Below are 19970 nucleotides of genomic sequence, written 5' to 3'. Positions count from 1 at the left end.
GCTTATAAGTTGAGAATAGAGCGGCGGCGAGAACCGATCTCTTGCCCATTGCGGACAAGCCAGCCGCCCCGTTTAAAGGAAAAGCGGTGCAAAACAGAACCATCCCAAAATTCCGTATAGTCCCAAATATTTTTGATCTCGCAATCATAGCCTGTCGCTTTCCCAGCTGTTAAGCCTTCGCTATCGACTTTGACCAACCGCCCTGTCACATCAATGGAATGTTCATGCTCACGCCCATCTTCTTCAGAGATCACATGTTTTTTGCCAGTGAATTTATGACGAAGACCAGGAGGACCACCAAAAATACCGATGACCTCAGGGGTATGGCTGCGGATTTTCATTTGTAAACTCAAAGCTTTCACACCAAGACCGCTCACATCAATTTGCATATCAGAGCCGCCCGGTTGATAGGTTTCTGTAATTTCTTCCAACGTGGGTAATTTGAGGGTTTCAAGATCAAGGTGAAGATTCACATCATCATCAACAATCAAGGTAAAACCGCGTACAATGCGTAAAGTCATGCTTTAACTCCTTGCTGCTTTGCGATAAGTTTCAAGCGTATCGCCAAATTGATAAGTCATTTTCTTTTGGATATCTTCAGCCAAACGGTCAAAATAAGCGCTATTGCGCCGGCTGCCGAAACTCAAATCTTCTAAAGGTGGCACTTCTTCTGCATCAAATTCCACCCGCAATTTTCCCAATTGTAAAGTGCTGTTGGAATTTAAATCGCGGTCAAACCAAACCCGCCCACCAAGCAATGCACCACGCGCAATCATATCATCAAGAAACTGTGTAAGGCTGCGGGTAATGGCAATAACATGTTGGCCAGTAAGGTTTTCATCATTCGCCCAAGGGCGCAAATTGTTAATGATGGTTTTTTCCAAGGCTGCACGGGTGCGCACCACATTGACAAAGCGCCAAAGTGGATCACTGGAGGTGGTATGATTTCCCCATAAAATGCGCCCATTGGCAGCCATTTGCCCATGCGCATTTTGACTAAGTCGTGCTGGAATAAAGGTCGCAATATCGGCTTGGTTAAGGCGATTTGCCTCATGATCAATTTCGCCATCAAAATAGCTAATGGGGCGTGCTGTCCCTAAAATGCCATGCACATCTTGGTTGGAAGGAGACCAAAAAACACCGCTCCTTTGCTTGTCCCGTTTGATAAACATGGCTGCTGCAAAAGGACTTGCCGGTTTAACACTAACACCCCCCTCACGATTTGCCACCCGTACAAAGGGGTCAATCAAATAACAAAAGCGTGAGGAAAAATCTGCACGATAGGCAAGGCTTTCTTCCGCATTTTTACCCCCCGTATCAAACACGGCAATGGCTTGCAACTTTTCTGCAACCTGTTCCAAGGCATCCGCCACGGGGTTTTTGCCATTGTCAATCCGCCCTGCACTATAAGCCGGTGCCAGTAAAATCCCAGGCTCCACCCCCAAATGCCCCCGCGCATGCGCTAAGGCATGCACACCGGTCAAGTGAGTATTGGATCCCACCATTTCGGTTTGTGTCTCAGCAATGGTTGACTTTTCTTCCACCCGCACAAGAATAATTTGTGCCTCAATCCCCTGTGCGCACACAGCATTAATAACATCAAGAGCTGTGCCTCTTGTTTCAAGCTTTTGGATTTTTTCTGTCTCATGGGTGAAGACCAACACAGGCTCATTAAGGGGATAAGTTTGTGCATCAGCATCAGGGGCTGTAACAACCGCCCCAAGGGCGGTCTAATCAAATGTTGCTAAAGGACGGGATTTTTTACATTGATTAACCCTATTGACCTTAAATTATTGTCAAATACACAGAGTTATTCTTTATTTTGAGCTTTTCTTAATTCTGTAATGGGGACACCACCAATACCCCAATTGTCTGTCTCCACTTCATCAATCACGACAACAGTCGTTTTCGGATTTTTATTCAGAATATTAACTAATAATTGAGTTGCCCCTTCTATTAGTTGCCGTTTCTGTTCAGAGGTAACCCCTTCATTAGTAATTTTAATATTTATGTAAGGCATAAGATCTCCACAATTTACAAATATTGAATAAAAAAGCTCAAATAAATGAACGCAAAAAGATTAAATATTAATACATAATAATTATGCATTTTAAAGCTCGTATCCACCGGTGAAATATGCAGGCTACTGGAAGCAAAAATAGCATTTATTGATACAGGAGAAAGGAGTTGAGCGGCAATAAAGAAGCAAATCCAAACCAAATAATCCGTAACCCCATAAGCCATCGATGACCCTAGTAAGGGAAATGCCAAACTAAATAGCACCATAGGGTGAATTCCTACTACACTGAAAATTGGCAATACAAAGAGAATACAGGCATAACGCTGCCAAACAGAGAGTGATGCCAATGAGTGACTAAACGTCACCGGCAACAAAGGAATAAGCAAATCACAAGTAGATATTAGCAGACTACAACCTAGCAACAACATAATTTCACTGGATATACTGCGTATCACTGCCACCAAAGGAGTCAAAAAATCAATACTGCGTGAACTCCCACGCTCAATGAGGTATAGAATGCTCGCCGTCAATGCAATGCTTTCTAGTGCATTCAACCTAATAACTGTCAACGCAACGATAAATATTAGCCAGAAAAATATCAAAAAAATCCAAATTCTTACTCTCTCTCCTTCTTTATTCGCTCTTCTCTCATCGCAAATAATCGGGTTAGCTAGCGGTATAACAGGAGAAAGGCACAACAACAACAGACTGAATAGAAAAAGTGGTATCCCCAAAGCAGCGGATGTGAATATTGGTGTTCTAGGCATAGCAGCGAAAACTGTTGCTGCACCGATGCTGGTCGGCATTAGTACCATCGTGATGCTCATCATTCGCATCACAATAGCGGCCAAATGGCGAGAGGGAAAAACACTTTTTTTCAAGGCATCAATCATTAGGGGGATAACCCCCAAACTCATCGGCCAAGCTAAAAACGCAGTCAGTATCGCGATGGACAGGGTAAGCGAACCCTTTCCATAGCGCATCAACCGTTCAGAGAGAAATTCTGAAATACGCCATGTATTCATCACATGGCGCAACAATCCCATGGCGAGTAATAGCCAAAAGACATCAGTAAAACGCACAAGCACAGTACGAACATCAGGCAAGTGCCAACGCCATATCAGCACTAAAGCACAAGCCAACAGGATGAACACACCACTGCGTGCATTCCCCTTCAACCACCAGTATGGTATCGTCAAAAGCAAATAACCGAAAACAGTCACTCCAGCCAATGGAATAAGAAACCAAGTTCTTATTGAGATAGACATAAGAAAAATGAATAGCATCAGCATCGCCATTATAACGGATACGGAGGACATGCGTATCAGGAAGCTTTTTACATCATCAATGTACATTAATTGTTGAATCTTTGACTGAGTAGCGATTAAGAAGCTGCTCGTACATGTCAGTGACACAGCGCCCTGCATCCCGCAGTGCACGAGAATTAACTAAAGGCCTAGGCAAAATATATGTATAAAAATTGGGCCCCTCTACTGGATTACCGACCACCCATAATGTATTTTGTATTTGCCCTTTAGTGTCTATAGGATGCTGCCGACGGTCAATATCAATACCACTAGGATGATATCCTTGGTTGATAAATGGTCGAATGATGCCCTGACCAGCCAAATTCTGGATAAAAGGGGACTCATCACGCAACGGAGAAAAACTATCAATCTTGGCCTTGATCAGCACATCTCCATCAACTGAACTGTTTTCATCTTGGAAAACAGACTGAATTTCGAAACGGCTGGTACTAGCATTGAGAACAAGTTTAGGTGAAGGTCCACCAGCCAAAGTCACGATACCAGCCTCCATCAGAGCCTTCAACTCTTGGTTTCGCTGCATTGGTGGACCGACAGAAATACGGTTGAAGTTTGGATTAAAATATTCAATAAAGTACTTGTGAGATGAAGACGTTAACCCGCAAAAATCAATTGCTGAACGTAAGATATCACGGACATCTCGTAGCACATCTGTAGCAGCTTTCACTGGGCCATCAACATTACCTTCAGCGGAAGAATGAAGATCGTCCTTCAAATGCTCCATGAAGAATCTTGTATAATCATTCAGAGAGGCGAATATTTTATTTCGATGAGGATACAGCAACGCTTGAATACACTGCTCGTCTTTGGAAGTAACAACATAGGTTTCAGGGTCTAGCCAGTGCCCCAGCTGCGTACTTCGATAGACATAACACATTTCTTTAAGCAACAGAGGTAAAAGCTGCGTTTCGAAATCCAGCTTCGGAGAACCGTTAGCAATGCTGGATTGCTTACGCAGATGATGTATTGCATCGAGAGTAAGGAATGATGGTATGTATTGCCCACTACCACCCTTTTGATTAATCCCGCGACTACTAAAAGGCAATGTTTGACGGGAGAATAAAGCTATCTTCGGTTCTGTGCCGCTTGGCATGTAGCGCAATTGTCCAGCATTTTCAGTAAAAGTCCCACCGCGACCGTAAGTCAATTGCGACAAGACATCATAGCTAGTTAATCCAATTCCCTGCAGCAGCACACGAGACTGAGATTGTATAGAGTCCAACTTTTCAATTGGATAAGGATTCGAATAATAGTTCAAAAGCGCATTTTTCATTTGGTGAGCAGCGACAAACTGTTGCAGGCTTTCATCATGCGATGAATATATATTCTTACCATAACCCGTGGTCATATAAACAAAATCTACACTATAACGACAGCCATCTTCCAAAAGAACATCCGTTTTATTATCTTGGTGGATATGGAGATTAATAACCTTTTGTCGGATCTCCTTAATACGAATACCGGAAGGTAAATCTTGCGTGAGCTCTTGGTAAGCCCAAGACAGGTATTCCCCTAACAAACGACGTGATAAATAATCATTTTCTTTGATTTCTCTCCCAACATCATGCTCTGTACGAGAAAAAACACCGTTAATATTACGATAACCTTGTTGAATAGCCCATTGATAGAAATTCGGTCCTTTACGAATAGGCCCGACACCCTTAACTGTATCATCACCAAATAAAGTAATCTGGCAAGCGACAGTGTTAACCAATAAATGATCCGGTTGATGCACACTATGGGTACCGGTCCCCATCTCATTGGAATCAATCAATAAAATATCAATGTTCCCAGAAAATGGATAATGGGAATAAAGCGTGAGCAAGCGTTCGAGAATACTGACCCACGAGGACCAACGCCCAAAATAGCGACTGTAGAGTGAAGCATTCTGTAATCTCTCCTATTAAAATAATTTGACTTTCACAAAATATTTCAAAAAGAATGGAATAAATTCTCTCGACTTTTTAGTGAAGATTGCGGATTTATGAAACGCCAACAACCTTTTTACAAAGACAATATTGACAGATTCCAGCAGCGGCAAAAAGCGCTACAGCACCACAGATAACGGAAAGCGCAATGGCATATGAACCAGACTGTAAAAAACTCGTCAAGAGAGGTCCTAATATTTGGCCAAAACCGTAAGTTAAGGTAGCCAAGCCTAGCAGATTTATACCATACGGCGCATATAAACGCTTAGCTAACGGCATAACTAAAGAAGTCGTCCCCATAAAAGTAAATCCAAACCCTATACAACTGAGAACGATCAGTACAAGAGACTGGCTGAATAATGTCAGTAATACGCATCCTCCTTGGATAAGCAAATTGAGCATCAAACAACGTAATACCCCCCACCGATGGGCTCCCCATAACCAAATGAAACAACTAGGAACAATGGCTATTCCGACAAACGACCATAAGTGGTTAGCAAGTCAGTGGGAAATTAAATGTTTTCGCCATCAGAGGAAGATATGTCGCGACAATAATATAACCAAACCCAGCGAGCCCATAAATCAGAGCGAGTTCCCACCAAACGATATTTTCGTGTGCCAATGACTCGTTAATAGCAAATTGAGATGCATCAACACGACGTGGAAATAAAATAAATAACACGAGCAACAATATAACAGATATTAAACCAGCTCCAAACCAAATACTTTGCGCGTTCAGTGATTTACTCAAACCAATAATAACATACTCATTACCCAGTAGAATACCAACTCCCACACCCGCATAGAGCGAAGCAATAACCCACACCTTGTGACTATGCTGCATAACCGTCATAGAACCAAAAATCATCATTGCCGCACTCGCGATACCGGCAGCAAAGCGGATAAAGAAGACCAAGTAAAAGTTTGGTGTCAACGCCATGGCAAAAATAAGTGCACTCGTCACTATAGCTGCACCAAATAGCATGTAGGGAGCACGGGATATATTCCCAACTCTGCAAAACGAAAAAAACATACTCCCAATTAAATAACCGCCATAATTAGCGCTAGCTATATAAGAAAGTTGCTTAAAGGTAAACAATCCTTCATCCAACATAACTGGAAATACCGGCGTATAGAAAAATCGCCCGATCCCCATCCCCAAAATCATAATAATCATACCGAATACAGCGACTTTGAAATAACTCAAATCTTGACGATTATTTTTCCCCCCCATTACTCTAATCCCTTAACTAATAATTCGCTCATCCGCATTCTATCTCATCGAGAGTAACACTTATCTCAGAGAATAAAAGCCAATCTAGCCATTTGTTTGAACAACCAGAGGAACATATTGAGCGATTATTGTCAACATTACTGGATCAGTTATATGCATTTCTTCGTTTTACACTCTGCTCCATGTATGATCTTCTCCCTACAAAGCTTCTTTTTCAGAAAATAATGGCTGAAATTAAGCAGCAATAACAACGAGGAAATCAATAAGCACGCCCCCGTTCAAACAAGACAATATCCCCTAAAGCTCTGCTTCATCAGGTATGACTAAAATACCCTCACAAGGTTGCGTTATGTTCACATGGTGAACACCCTCAACCATCAAGCGGCTTAGTATCCAACTTAAAGAGAGATCAAGGACAAGCTTTTGCGCACGCGCCCATTCTGCTCTTAAATTCTGCTCTGCTCTTTCCAAAACAAAGGAACCTTCATCCGGTAACAACCAAAAATCAATAGTATTGAAGGGTATAAAGGCTACTTTTAATATAGCTTTGTTTTTTATCAGCAGCAGTAAAAAGTTTGTTTTTTTATAAAAATTGAAATTTATTCATTTTTTATCGTATATTTTATGTTATCTTCTTTAAATTAATTAAAAGATCATAGAATATTAAACTGATAGGATGCATTTTTCTCAAGCGGCATTTTTAGAGAAATGTTGATTTAATCAGTGAAGACAAGCAATGAGCAAAGTTATAATTTGAAAAGACAGTATATAATGTTTTATGATCAATGATCTAAATTAGAGACATGAATTGGGGGAGTTTGATCTTTCTTACAGCACAGTAGCTCAAAAAAACAGTAGATGAAGTTTAAAATTCACCATCATCCATCATAAGATGAAAGCTTTCATCCCAAGTTTGATTTTTTTAAACTATTTTCTTGTTCTTTCTGTAATATCTAAAGAATATCTTCAAGCACTCATAAGCACTCTTTTAGGGTATCATTTCCATGATCAAAGTAATGGTTATCGAGCTTCCATTCAAGATACTGTTTTGCAAAAGGAAATCGTCATTTCAGGATACGGAGGGATTTATGTATTTAGTCACAATGTATCATGCACCCTTCCTCTTATATCAGAAATTTAATTCTTAATCGTAATGACGTGATTAAAAAGCACCTTGCGAGACAATCTTTTTAATAAATAAAGTAAAGATGAATTCTGAAAAAAACTTTTTTAGACGTAAAGTGATACGGAGAAACAGTCAGAAAGAAAGGGGGGGATTACAAATGTTGATGACTATAAAAAAAGATATCAAAAAATTACCAAAAACCGATTTATGGATCATTTGTGCTATTTCAGCTGATCAGCAAAGAGAATGGATCAGTAAATGGTGTATAAAAAATAAACACACTTCTATAAGTCCTAATTATGTCAATGATCTTGCCGTCCTAGGGTCATTTTACAGATCTAGACAAAATGATTACTACGGAAGCAACAGCCCCACAAGCAACTCCCCTCCAAAGATGACAATCTCATTTATGAGGCTTATGTTGCTTCTCATAATCACTTTACAATTGCATCATTTGCTCTCATTAATACGCTTTGAAGTCCCATATGGACTAAGGGACCTTTTAAATTTTGGGATGGTTATGGAAGCCTTCTTTCCACTAATCCCTGAATGGGGATATGAAACCGCTACCTTTTCACAGAAAAATATTCTTTTCAATGAAAATTCTTATTGTACAATCTATGGAACAACACAATGAACAGAGCACGCACCCTTGCTCTCACCTATGGCTCCTATAATGCTGTCCGCATGCTGATCGGCGTTTACCATGCGATTTTTTTAATGTCCATGGGAGTGAGTCTGGCGCAATTAGCTCTGCTTCAGGTTGTCTTTTCCACCACCATTCTGCTGCTTGATTTTCCCTGCGCTGTTTTATCTGACAGATATCGGCGTAAATATTCCGTTATGGCTGGGGTCTTTATGACAGGAGTATTTTATCTTCTATGCCTTCAAGCTCCCAATATGACAGCACTTATTATTGCGCAAATTCTCTATGCAGCAGGCATTTGCATCATTGTCAGCGCCATTGACGGATGGATTTACCATTCTCTAGGCGATAAACAGGATCACTTTTCGCATTATGCTCATCTCTACCACTAGGTTAACTCTTTTGGAAGTATTCTCAGTGGGATTGTAGGAATTGGAACGATCTATTACTCTGGACGATATTTTATGGGATATATCATCTCATGCCTCATGGTGGGATTTATTTTTTTGATCTTCCTTATTGTTCCTGAAGAAAAGAAAACGACAACTGAAACGTCCAAAACAAAAACAATCTTGCACAATGCCAAGGAAACGCTCTGGATATTTCAAAACACAGTAGGAGGAGCATGGTTTATTTTCCTCATGTGCCTTTTTAGCGCTGGTATTCAGATTATTTATCATTTCTGGCAACCGATAATACTTTCAGGGGGAAAAATTCATCACCTCAACGGTTCGCAAATGCTCGTCTTGATGTGCTGCCATATTGGAGCCTTTTCAGCACAATATTTTTCAAATTTACTGATGTCTAAGTATCATGTTCTTGATAAAAAATATAAGAATTCTATAAAATATTTTTCCTTCTTTTCTGCACTGATGTGCATAGCGCTCTATTTTTCAGTTCATAGCCATCAAACGGCTGCATCAGTCATCGCCTTCTCTTTAATCCATGGATTTATTTGCACTGTACCGATCGGTGCAAAAAGCTTATTTTTCTCAGAACTTAACCAAAAACAAACGCAGCATATTTCCGGTGTTGTTGGTGCTGTCTCTTTTAGCGGAAGAATATTTTCAATTACAGTATTGAGTATTATTTCTTTTCTTCCTGCAAAAGTTTCTCCATCTTACTACCTAATATTACCGACCATTACTTTTTTCATGTGTGGTTTGGTTGTCATGAGATGGATGAAACACTTTCAAAAGTCTCTATGAGAGGAAAACCATAACATTTCACCCACAATGTTTTCTTCTACAAGAAATCTATAACTTTTTTGAGAGCATTGCCACATCCAACTTTCAATATACAATGCCAATATAAAGCAACACGTTGATTTATAATGATAATATACCAAACGCGAATATTGTAAGATTCTTTCTTTTCAAATCTGCTTTATGGTTGAAACAATCAAAATCATTTGCTTGCACATCATAAGCAAAGAAAGCCGTATAAATAAAAACGATTTAGAAAGGAAAAATGCCTTTTATGAACTCTCATAGTCAAAATCTATAACAACAGGAAGGCAGATATATAAGCAGATATATAATATGCCTCTTTGCATCTTCATAAGTATACAAATGATGTGGCTTTATAAGGCTTTATATGTCTCACAGAAACTTTTGTGTTTTATACCATTTACGAGGCAGCGTCGCAAAATGGGCTTACACACATTGCAAAGATATCTCTTTAAAACAAGCGCATAAATCGGCAACACAAGTATATTTGTGTTTAGAACATGCTTTTTATATGAGAGGCATAATCCCAACGGGATAAACAGAATTCCGATACACAGTCAACTGCTTTTATAACAATAGATGGCGGAGAGGAAGAGATTCGAACTCTCGAGAGCCTTTTGAGCCCTACTCCCTTAGCAGGGGAGCGCCTTCGACCACTCGGCCACCTCTCCAACAGAGAGGCATAAATGGTATCAACAGAAAGTTCAAGACATTTTCGATTTTTTTTCCCAAATATCTGAATTTTTTTTCCTTTATTGATCCCATAAGGAGCAAAAGTTAATAAAACAAAAATTGTGTCTTTTTTACCACAGCATCTCGAATAGTACATGTATATATTACAAAAAGGTAATTTCATATTTGAAACTCTAAAAAGATTAGTTATAGCTAAGATAACAAGTGCTGCGTATTTACTTATGTCTTTGTCCTTAATGCGTTAGGCAAATGGTACTCTTTAGAAGAAATTTAACCGGACCTCGGAGATCCCATATGAATATTAAATCCCTCTTTTTAAGCTCTACAGCAGCTTTTTTAGCAATTTCTGGAGCACATGCTGCTTCAACAGTTATCGCCGAACCCGAACCTGTAGAATATATTCGCGTTTGTGATGCCTATGGAAAAGGATATTTTTATATCCCTGGAACAGAAACCTGCATGCGTTTATCAGGAAATGTTCGTACTGATTTTATAGGCGGTGATAATATCGATGCAACAACCGAAACTGAACTAAGAAACAAAAGAAAAACCTATGGCGCAGCATCACGGCTCACCCTTGTTTTTCAAGCAGCTTCTGAAACAGAAATGGGAACACTTCGTTCATATGCAAGAATTTATTCAAACTGGGGTGATGGTAGAGACAACGCTGCTGCAAAGCTTGCCGCGGCTTACATTGAACTGGGTGGTTTTCGCGTAGGTCTTGATGACACAATTTTCAACAGCTGGACTGGTGATTATGGAAATGTTCTCAATGATGACAGCATAGCGCCTGCCGGCACAACACGCACCAATTTTATTTCCTACACCTTTAGTGGTGACTCCGGCTTTTCTGCTATTATCGGCGCTGAATTAGGCAATAATGCAGATTCTCTTCCAGGAATAACAGGATACTACATTGATAAAGATGATAAGCTTGTTTCTATCACTGAGGGTACTCTTCCAAGTAAAGCAATTAAAAATTACACCCCGAATGTGGTTTTGGGTATAAAGTTCATGCAAAAATGGGGTGGTTTTTCAGCAGTTGCAGCATATGATGCTTACTACAAAAAGTGGGCTGGAAAAGTACGTGCAGATTTCAATGTCAACGATCGTTTCAATCTATGGGTAATGGCTGGCTATAAAAATGGACTTGATTACTACACAGTAAATGCAAATGATGAGTTATCACGAAAAAGCACAACAATTTATGCAAACTGGGGTGGTAAATGGGCTGCTTGGGCGGGTGCCACTTACAAGCTTACTCCAAAAGCAAATTTGAATGCTCAAGTTTCTTATAGTGCTGTAAAAACCTTTGCAACTTCTGTAAATATTACATACACGCTGGTTCCAGGATTTGTGATTACACCTGAATTAACCTATGTTTCTTGGAACGATGATCGCGTTGTGACGGATAAAAATAATGATGAAAAACATTTATTCAACAAGAAAAGTGCTTTTCAAGGTATGATCCGTTTACAGCGTTCATTCTAATCCTATTTAAGCTACAGCTTTTAAAAACTGGCAACATGGTTTGCCAGTTTTTATTTTTGAAATCAAATATCATGAATATCTTTTCCTGATACGTATTGTCTTGTCTCTCGAAAAAAAACCGACTTAGTTTCATAAAACTACTCTTAGAAGATTAACCTGATATGTTTGATAAGAGCACCTCACACGGGCTTTTACACATCACTTCAAACACAATCTCTTCCTTGCCCTTTAAAGCATGAATAACCCCTTTGCTTTATGAGCAAATTGGTCTTTCTTGGTAATTTACTTCTAACCTTTGTTAATTTAGGTCATGATCTTCTCAAATAAATTCTACACTGAACAGATAAAATATTGAAAAAACAAGATATCATTGTGTTTTTGATATGCCTGAATGTGTCTTCTATCAACACTCTAAAACACAACGTTTTATAACACTGCTTCATTAAAAAACTTAATCATTAAGAAACATGCTGTCAAAACGATGCAAACATCCCCTAAAGCAATAAAAGAGAAAAGAGATATATCTTCAAAAAAATGAATTGACCTCTTCCCCTTCTAAAGAATAGCCCCCCTATCAATAGCAATCTGTAAATGCCCCTATTTTTCTTGAATCTGCATCACTTTGATTTATAATTTTGCATGTTTCAATCAACCAAAACCTTTCACTTGTACACGACAAGCGGAGAGAGCCGTGTGAATAAAAACGAGTAAAGAAAACCCTTTTATGTATCGTTTTAAGTTCCAAGGGTTGTCGTAACATTGAGATCTGACAAAGTGTACGATAATGCTAGGCACTTTTATTAAGCATAAAAATGAGGATACACTTCATAGAGGATTTTAGATTATATTCTCTATGAACGTCGCTATAAAATATGTGTTGTGATACACACTAAAAGACATTTCTTTAAAACAAGCATGGAAATATACAATACAAATCCATTTTATTTGAAGCGTTTTACCCTGCGTAAGGAACATGTCATCATATACACAACATCTTGGCTTTATGCGTTTTTAAAGGAAGAAAAATATAAGACAAAGAAACAATAAAATTTAATCTCTGCAAATCATAGAGCTTTCAGAGTTATGTTTCCATAAAACGCCTTATACCCTACAGGGGATTTTTTACACGATTAATGCCCTTTTTACATAAAGCCAATTGGCAAAAAGCAGCCTTTCCTGATAATAAAAAGGCTTACACGTAATCATAAGCCATATTTTCAATTAAAACACATTGAATTCACGGAAAATACTTATCAACCAATGCATAAAGAATTGCTGCTGTTTCAACATCTAGAATCCCATCATAATTTTCTTGACGAAAATGAAGTTGAAATGCTCGGATCAAATCTTTGTATCCTGTTTGGGTACACGCAGCAGAAATGTCATATCCATAACATTTTAGCTTCGCCAAAACATCTTCTTTGGGTGGCAAATTCTTAGAGAATTGCTCCTGATAATGACTTTTTAGTTCATCATCATACCATGCTCCTATACCTGCGCTATAAAGTTCTCTCCATGGAAAAGCTGCTCCTGGATCACTTTTTCTTCCAATGGCAATATCACTATGTCCCACCACATCTGTTGGCATAATATCGGGATACCGTTGAAAAATATTCAAGGCAAGTTCCTTAACAGCATCAATTTGTATTGGATTATAAGGAGGAAACATACCCGTCCCATCATGATAAGTCGCTAAATTAACGATTTCAATCCCGATAGATGCATCATTGAGATGACTATGCCCAGCCCATGAACTCACACCCGCATGCCATGCACGCTCATTTTCATCAACCAGATTAAAAATACGCATATCCTTAAAGCCTGCCTCACGATATGTCTGCTCTGAAGGATCAGGAACAAGATAGTGTGCACTAACCTTTTCTCCTGTAAGCGCCATAATCGAGGCTTTAAAATCAATAGCCGTATAATGCATAACGAGAAAATGAACGCGACGACTAAAACTCTTGACAGAACGATAACTGTTGTAATCAATCTGATACATAAAATCCCTTTCTTTTTTGCTTAAAAAACCACTGCGCATCACAACAGATAGAATACGAACTGTTAAAAAATGCAATAAACTTCCCATCTAGATACTAAGAATTACGACTAAAATTTGTTCATCAAAAATATTGACATTCTTATCAACAATTAAGACCACATTTTTATTTTTCTCCCACACACGCATAAAATGTTTTTAACCACATTAAATATTTTCCCCAAAAAAATTCCTACAAATTACCAATCAAAAAGAAAACAAAAGCGTAAAATGATCACTCCTTAAATCTTCACATCTTACAAAAAAAATAGTTCTTCCTGTTATCAAATTGAAAAATATCGCCCCTCGGAAGTGAACACCCAACGATCATGCAATCACACAAAAACTTAAAGGAAAAATTTTATGAGCTCTTTACAGCAATTTATTATCAGATAACAGAACGGCACATGTTCGCAATAAACTCTTCACGGACATATTGTTCAATAAAATTTGCAAAGCTTTCCTGTAAATGACACGACTTCTTGTCTTTTCACACCATCGCTTTTTGATTTTCAGAAGAATCTCAATTATCTACAACGCTTGCGGTACATGACGTCTCTGGATTCCTTGTCATAGGCTCCATGAAAGATAACATCTTGATTTATAATCATAATTAATCATTATAAATATTGGATATAGCGAGCCTAATATCGTAAAGTTTTTCTTAATCTTGAATCAATCAAAGTCATTTAATGACACATCAAAAGAAAAATTACCCTATAGACAAAAACCACTGAAGAAAAGGATCAAAGTACTTCTTATAATAGAACGTTCAATAATTTAGGCAATATTTTACATCCCCATAGAGGTTCATTTTTTCTTCTCCATTTTCAAATATCTTTTTAAGACAGCCCAGGCTGCATATTCTTGTAAGACGACACCTAAAAGTGGTCGCGTATAGGGAAAAGTAATATAATCCTCACCATAACCTTTCATCCGTATAGTTATGGTAGCATGTCCAAGGCTTTCTGCTTGATTTTCTAATGTCTCCAAAGAAGGCTCTAGGCTCACTTCAACCTCAAGCAGTGGAATATCTTGTTTACCTTTTTCTATGGGCTGAAAATATTTTAAAAGCAGCGGATCATTGGCAGACCAATGAACCTCTGCATGCATCGCTAATTGTTTACAAGCAGTAGTAACTTCTGCCCCAACTAAATAGGGGTGAAAATGATTTTCAAATGCTTCCACGAAATGTTGTTCCAAGAGCGCTTCTGATTGAGCAACCAGTTGCACCAAAACATAGGGGCTTTTCCATAAAAAATGCCGTTCAAAGGGTTCATTTTCAAGATGATCATCAACCCACTGCGCAATAGTACTTTCATCAATTCCAATCAAAGTCCATGCATACTCCGCACGCGATACAGAAAAATATTTCTTCTCGTTGTGTTCTAAATAATTCTCTAAAAGCGCAAGAGCCTGTGATGGTGGACCAGGCAAAACAACAAGTGTACTTCCATCGCAAGAGAGATAAAACCCTGGTGCTGTGCCTGTAGGATTATCAAGCACAGTTGCTGTCTCAGGAAACAATGCTTGACGTGCATTACTCTTATCCGCCGTAATCCCTAATCGTTGTAATTGACCTTTTATTGTTTGCCAAACATCTTCATGATGTACCAAAGGCTGCTTTACAGCTTGAGCAACTCCATCGCGTGTTTTATCATCTGATGTTGGTCCCAATCCCCCACTGATAATGATAAGATCTTCTTGTCCAAGACAAGAAACAACAGTCTCACTGATTTGCTGTAATTGATCAGCACAAACAAAATGACGTGTGACTTGAATATTTCTCTTGTTCAAGCTTTGGCTTAAATCTTGTAAGTTTGTATTCAAATATTGTCCTGAAAGGAGTTCATCACCAATAGTAATAATGGCAGCACGATGAACAAAGACAGAATTCATAAGAGAATTGCGAACAGCTTCAGCCATTTGACGGGTAGAGGCTATACCTCCAAGATCATAGGTAACGGTTTTTCCAGCACGAATAACCTGATCAACACTCTCAGACAGTTGTTTTGCTGCATCTTTAAAGCCTAAGTGCTCTAAGAGTAAAGCCGTGGTATAAAGCATCGCAGAAGGATTGGCTTTATTTTGTCCAGCAATACGTGGTGCGCTTCCATGAACAGGTTCAAAACAAGCAATCTCGCTCCCCACATTCACATGAGATGCAAGCCCCAATCCCCCCATTATACCAGAGCCAAGAGTAGAGAGAATATTGCCAAACATATTTTCAGCAACAATCACACCAAACTGCTCTGGCTTGGTTGCAATCCACAAAGCAACCGCATCAACATTCTGAATATCTGCTTCAATTTCCGGATAGTTTTGCGCAATCTTCTCAAAAATTTCCTGAGCAAACTGTCCACTTTCTCGCATAACATTGGGCTTATCAGCAAAAGTAACTCGCCTAAAGCTATATTTCCTTGCATAAGAAAAAGCGTATTCAAATAACCGCTCTAAACCAAAGCGTGTCTGCAAACGGACTGTCCACGCTGCTTCCTCAAGCCCATATTTTGTCAAATTTGGATGTTTTAGCCAAACGGCTGTTTCAGGAGAAATACCCCGAAAATCCAATCCAGCATAAAGGCCTTCACTATTTTCTCTGATAACACAAAAATGAAAAGGTTTTCTCGGACCAAAGATGTATCTTACAGGACGTATATTCGCAAACAAACCTAACTTTTGGCGAAGTTGAAGTGCGGGAGAAACATAGGCAAGGTTTTTCTCTTTTAAATGCGGAGCAAGTTCTTTTAAAGCCGCCTCTTTTCCTTTACGGGTCACAGCACCAAGTAAAATAGCATCACTCTGAGTAATTTTTTGCCAAGTCGCTTGAGGGATAGGATCTCCTTCCCGTTTCCAACATTCAACACCAATATCACCATAAGTTAATTCAATCGGCAATTGGAATTGCTCTAAAACCATCAGCGCAGCATCACAAACCTCTGGTCCTATCCCATCACCAGGTAATACAAGAACTTTCTTTTTCATAGTCCCTCCATCCACTCATCAATGACTGCATCCGTCATAGTAGGATTATCCTCCCACAAACGCGTACCAGCACCAGAGATAATCTTATATTCATGGTTCAGATTATGACTTTTCGTCTGATTATTTACCGTTGCAAGTTGCGACTTTTCTCCCACTAAAGCTAAAAACTTCCCCTTATACTTAACTAACTCATCTCTAGCATCCATCATCAATAAGAGTTTAAAGCCTCTTGTCATGCGTTCAATTGCCACGCTTTTTTGTTCATCAGGAATCTCCAATAAGGCTCTTTTTTTCATAACGCCAGAAGGATGCATAAAACCATTGAGTATTTCCAAAGCCCCCGATAAATCATTATTTTCTAAGGAGGCAAGAATATCTCCAAGGCGCCGTTGCAAAACCTTATCTGGATAGCCAGGCGCATTCACAGCAAGCACAGCTTGAACATTGGGAAGCTGGGCTGCCAATATTTGTACCAATGTTCCAGCCATAGAAAATCCCACAAGCACTGCGGGCTCTTTAAAATAGCTTTTAAGTTTTTCTGCCATAAAAGATAAAGTGTCTACAGCAGAATAATTGAGAACATGAGAACTCTTAGGAAAAAGAGAAAGCGTATCCAGCAGAGTGACAGGGAATCCTTTTGTTGAACATAGCTTTGTCAATGGAGAACAAAAAACACCACCATCCCAAATTGGCATTACAGGAGAAAGAATAATAATAGGAAGGCTCATTGATCAATTCCTCCCCTTATTTTTAAACATGCATTAGAGCCAGAAATTTTCCCACCCAATATAATGAAAATATGTTGAAACTCTAGGCTCATATTCTCCCCCCATAATAATCGATTTGTTAAACTCAAACTAAGCTTGTAACAAATTTTAAACCCACTCAATCCAGCAACTTAATAAAAAAATTCATCTAATGTACAGGTGCCCCATTTGTGTAAAACATCAAAAGCATTTCCGCATAATGCTTTCTTTTTATCATTTACTCAGCTTATTTCTGAAGTCATAAAATGACGCGCTTTTTGAATATAAATGATAAAACCAATCATACAACACACAGCTAACAAAGTTGCCATAGCCCGTGGGCTATGACCAGAGATTTTTCCGATAACCGCTGCACTGAGTGCCGCACTTCCTAATTGCAAAGATCCCATAACACCAGAAGCCGCTCCCGCAGCTTTCGGATGCGATGAAATAGCCAACGCTGTTCCTAACGGCAATAAAAAACCATTTCCAAAAGTAAGAACAGCAATAGCCATAAAACTTGTCACAAGGGGCCATGGGCTTAGATACATTTGCAAAGCAAACAGCACACCACCTATCACAAAAATAATGTACCCTCTCCCCACAGTTTTTTCCATAGACTCGCGTTCAAAAAACCATCGCGCCAAAAGATTTCCCAAAATATAGGGAAACGAGACACCAATATAGCTATAACTAATGTGTATCGGCGATAACCCCAAAGTCGTGAGTAAAAAAGGCGACTCCACAATATAAGCAAAATAGGCAGCGTAAGAAAAACACGGAATAAGTGCATAAAAAATAAATTGTTTATTTCTGAAAACACCTAAATATGCCTTCATCAATCCTACCGGAGAAAAATGCTGCCGTTTTTGAGGGGGTAGAGTTTCGCTTAGCACAAAACAACATAGCAAAATGGTCAAAAATATAAAAAAGCTTAAAAAGATAAAAGTTGCCTGCCAATGAAAAGCCTGTATCAAAAGTCCACCAATGAAAGGTGCAAGCGCTGGTGACATTCCAATAAAAGGGAAAACAATCAAATAAAGTTTTCCAGCCGCTTTTTTATCCAACAAATCATTGATAATTGCACGACTTAAGACAAGTCCCGCACAAGCACCAAGACCTTGCAAAAAACGTAACACAAGAAAAGCGTGAATATGAACCGTATAAATCACACCAAGTGTCGTAAATAACCACAAGAATAAGCCTAATAGAAGTGTTTTTTTACGCCCAAAATTATCACTCAGCGGCCCATAAATGAGCTGTCCAAGTGCCAATGCCAACAAAAAAACCGCCACTGCACTTTGAATTTGAGATTGTGTCACTTGATAATATTGACGCATATCGCCCAGTGCCGGTAAAAAAATATCGGTAGAAATCAGCCCTCCCGTCGATAAACATACGATAAGTATAATGAATAGCAAGTTATATTTATGAGTCATAAAGAAAATCACACTTTTTAGGTAGTTATTAAATAGTATTTAATTAAATATAATTATATTTTATGCTTATATATGCAAATAATAATTATTAAAAGTGTTATTATTTTACTTTATAAAAATATTATTTTTCTTATAGAAAGCATTTTATTTTACAAACTTCACGAGCTAAAAAGTTATTCCCTAACTAAGCTCTCCTGTACAAATACTTTGCCGTAATCTTCCGCTGCTTTTTTCATTGATATTATAAGTAAAAGCATAATCTCTCTCTCCACGGCAACAGTCCCACTTTCTATACAATATCCATCAAAGTTGATCGACAAAACGCAAAGCAGAAAAATAATCTCTAACGTCTCTACCCCAAAATCACTATGGTATAAAGACGGCGCATAACACAACAATAGCTTGAAGCCCCTATCAACACAAATAATTGTGTAAAAAATCTTGATCTATCCCCTATACCATAAAATATAATGCTTTCTCTGCAAACCAACTCACAACCAAATATATCTTACTCATTTCATAAAACTCTTCATCTAAGATAAATATCAAAAAATTATCGTGTAACATATTAACAAATATGATGTCATAACAATTCAATAAGCTTTTTATTTAACTTAATCCATGATCTTTTATAACACCATGAATTGAACATTACTGATATTTATTTTTATCTTCAAATGCGCCTTCTAATCTCATTTTATAAATATTCTTCCCATAAAAACAGTAACACTTTTATAAAAATAAGCAGATATACCCCCTACTTTATAAGCTAGAAACCAATAAACGATAGTATCCAGTTTTTTTAAATTATTCTCTCTCATGAGAAATTCGATGATAATATGATAATAGTATACGGATAGCCCGCTTTTTTTCAGACATAAGTGAGGTCTTTTGGATTGTATAGCCACATTTTACTTCTCATAACAAACATTTGTTTAAAGTATTTTCCTATTCCTTTTTGGCGCATATCTATTCACTTTTGGAACATAATTAGCAAAAAGGCATTGTATCTCCAGCATATTCAAGGAGATAAAACATGGAAACTCGCATTCCTGAAAACACACCATTTG

General features: G+C 38.4%; 14 protein-coding genes, 1 tRNA gene and 2 pseudogenes. 3 read left to right on the top strand and 14 right to left on the bottom strand.

Translation table 11 applies throughout. The features are described from left to right. Positions 1 to 2 precede the first annotated feature (2 nt). The 9 genes and pseudogenes from ACFINL_RS08505 to ACFINL_RS08465 form a co-directional block, all read right to left on the bottom strand. Entirely contained in the window at positions 3 to 521 is a 519-nt protein-coding gene (locus ACFINL_RS08505) for a phage major tail tube protein (RefSeq protein ID WP_375635060.1), read from the bottom strand. A gap of 3 nt (positions 522 to 524) precedes the next feature. After that, positions 525 to 1664 carry a phage tail sheath family protein gene (locus ACFINL_RS08500; RefSeq protein WP_375651381.1) on the bottom strand — a complete coding sequence of 380 codons (1140 nt, stop codon included), beginning with the start codon at positions 1662 to 1664 and terminating at the stop codon, positions 525 to 527. A 146-nt stretch (positions 1665 to 1810) separates the two neighbouring features. Continuing rightward, positions 1811 to 2020, bottom strand: a complete 210-nt coding sequence (locus tag ACFINL_RS08495; protein ID WP_375607418.1) for a 2-hydroxymuconate tautomerase family protein — start codon at positions 2018 to 2020, stop codon at positions 1811 to 1813. Positions 2021 to 2034: 14 nt separating this feature from the next. Continuing rightward, positions 2035 to 3126 (bottom strand): hypothetical protein, encoded by a 1092-nt coding sequence (locus tag ACFINL_RS08490; protein ID WP_375651380.1) that lies wholly within the window; start codon positions 3124 to 3126, stop codon positions 2035 to 2037. Next, entirely contained in the window at positions 3119 to 3268 is a 150-nt protein-coding gene (locus tag ACFINL_RS08485; RefSeq protein WP_375624179.1) for a hypothetical protein, read from the bottom strand. The genes ACFINL_RS08490 and ACFINL_RS08485 overlap by 8 nt, the downstream gene beginning before the upstream one ends. Positions 3269 to 3364: 96 nt before the next feature. Next, entirely contained in the window at positions 3365 to 5170 is a 1806-nt protein-coding gene (locus ACFINL_RS08480) for an FAD/NAD(P)-binding protein (protein ID WP_375651379.1), read from the bottom strand. Between the two features lie 157 nt (positions 5171 to 5327). Next, positions 5328 to 5720: a YbfB/YjiJ family MFS transporter gene (locus ACFINL_RS08475; RefSeq protein WP_375612481.1), complete on the bottom strand. Its 393-nt coding sequence runs from the start codon at positions 5718 to 5720 to the stop codon at positions 5328 to 5330. A 46-nt stretch (positions 5721 to 5766) separates the two neighbouring features. Beyond that, positions 5767 to 6507 (bottom strand): YbfB/YjiJ family MFS transporter, encoded by a 741-nt coding sequence (locus ACFINL_RS08470; RefSeq protein WP_375612475.1) that lies wholly within the window; start codon positions 6505 to 6507, stop codon positions 5767 to 5769. Between the two features lie 259 nt (positions 6508 to 6766). Continuing rightward, a pseudogene (locus ACFINL_RS08465) lies at positions 6767 to 7014 on the bottom strand (baseplate assembly protein); the annotation flags it as partial. A gap of 782 nt (positions 7015 to 7796) precedes the next feature. Here ACFINL_RS08465 and ACFINL_RS08460 point away from each other — a divergent pair. Next, positions 7797 to 8270, top strand: coding sequence for a hypothetical protein (locus tag ACFINL_RS08460; protein ID WP_375612474.1), 474 nt, complete (start codon positions 7797 to 7799; stop codon positions 8268 to 8270). Beyond that, positions 8267 to 9487 (top strand): annotated as a pseudogene (locus tag ACFINL_RS08455) (MFS transporter). The gene ACFINL_RS08460 and the pseudogene ACFINL_RS08455 overlap by 4 nt, the downstream one beginning before the upstream one ends. Positions 9488 to 10088: 601 nt before the next feature. Here the strand turns inward: ACFINL_RS08455 and ACFINL_RS08450 are convergent. Then, positions 10089 to 10179: transfer RNA gene (locus tag ACFINL_RS08450), tRNA-Ser, on the bottom strand. A gap of 316 nt (positions 10180 to 10495) precedes the next feature. Between ACFINL_RS08450 and ACFINL_RS08445 the strand changes: the two genes are divergently transcribed. After that, a complete protein-coding gene (locus ACFINL_RS08445) occupies positions 10496 to 11692 on the top strand; it encodes a porin (RefSeq protein WP_375612473.1) in 1197 nt (398 codons plus the stop codon). Positions 11693 to 12929: 1237 nt separating this feature from the next. Here the strand turns inward: ACFINL_RS08445 and ACFINL_RS08440 are convergent. The 4 genes from ACFINL_RS08440 to ACFINL_RS08425 form a co-directional block, all read right to left on the bottom strand. Next, positions 12930 to 13694 carry an N-acetylmuramoyl-L-alanine amidase gene (locus ACFINL_RS08440; protein ID WP_375612480.1) on the bottom strand — a complete coding sequence of 255 codons (765 nt, stop codon included), beginning with the start codon at positions 13692 to 13694 and terminating at the stop codon, positions 12930 to 12932. 846 nt (positions 13695 to 14540) lie between these two features. Beyond that, positions 14541 to 16715, bottom strand: a complete 2175-nt coding sequence (locus tag ACFINL_RS08435; RefSeq protein ID WP_375651378.1) for an isocitrate/isopropylmalate family dehydrogenase — start codon at positions 16713 to 16715, stop codon at positions 14541 to 14543. Then, positions 16712 to 17443 (bottom strand): alpha/beta fold hydrolase, encoded by a 732-nt coding sequence (locus tag ACFINL_RS08430; protein ID WP_375612471.1) that lies wholly within the window; start codon positions 17441 to 17443, stop codon positions 16712 to 16714. The genes ACFINL_RS08435 and ACFINL_RS08430 overlap by 4 nt, the downstream gene beginning before the upstream one ends. Positions 17444 to 17703: 260 nt before the next feature. Next, positions 17704 to 18900 (bottom strand): multidrug effflux MFS transporter, encoded by a 1197-nt coding sequence (locus ACFINL_RS08425; protein ID WP_375621720.1) that lies wholly within the window; start codon positions 18898 to 18900, stop codon positions 17704 to 17706. Between the last annotated feature and the right edge of the window lie 1070 nt (positions 18901 to 19970).

This window comes from Bartonella sp. AA78NXGY, from assembly GCF_042197005.1.
Taxonomy (GTDB): domain Bacteria; phylum Pseudomonadota; class Alphaproteobacteria; order Rhizobiales; family Rhizobiaceae; genus Bartonella.
The sequence above is the reverse complement of the archived record's forward strand: the minus strand, read 5'-3'. Positions and strand labels throughout refer to the sequence as shown.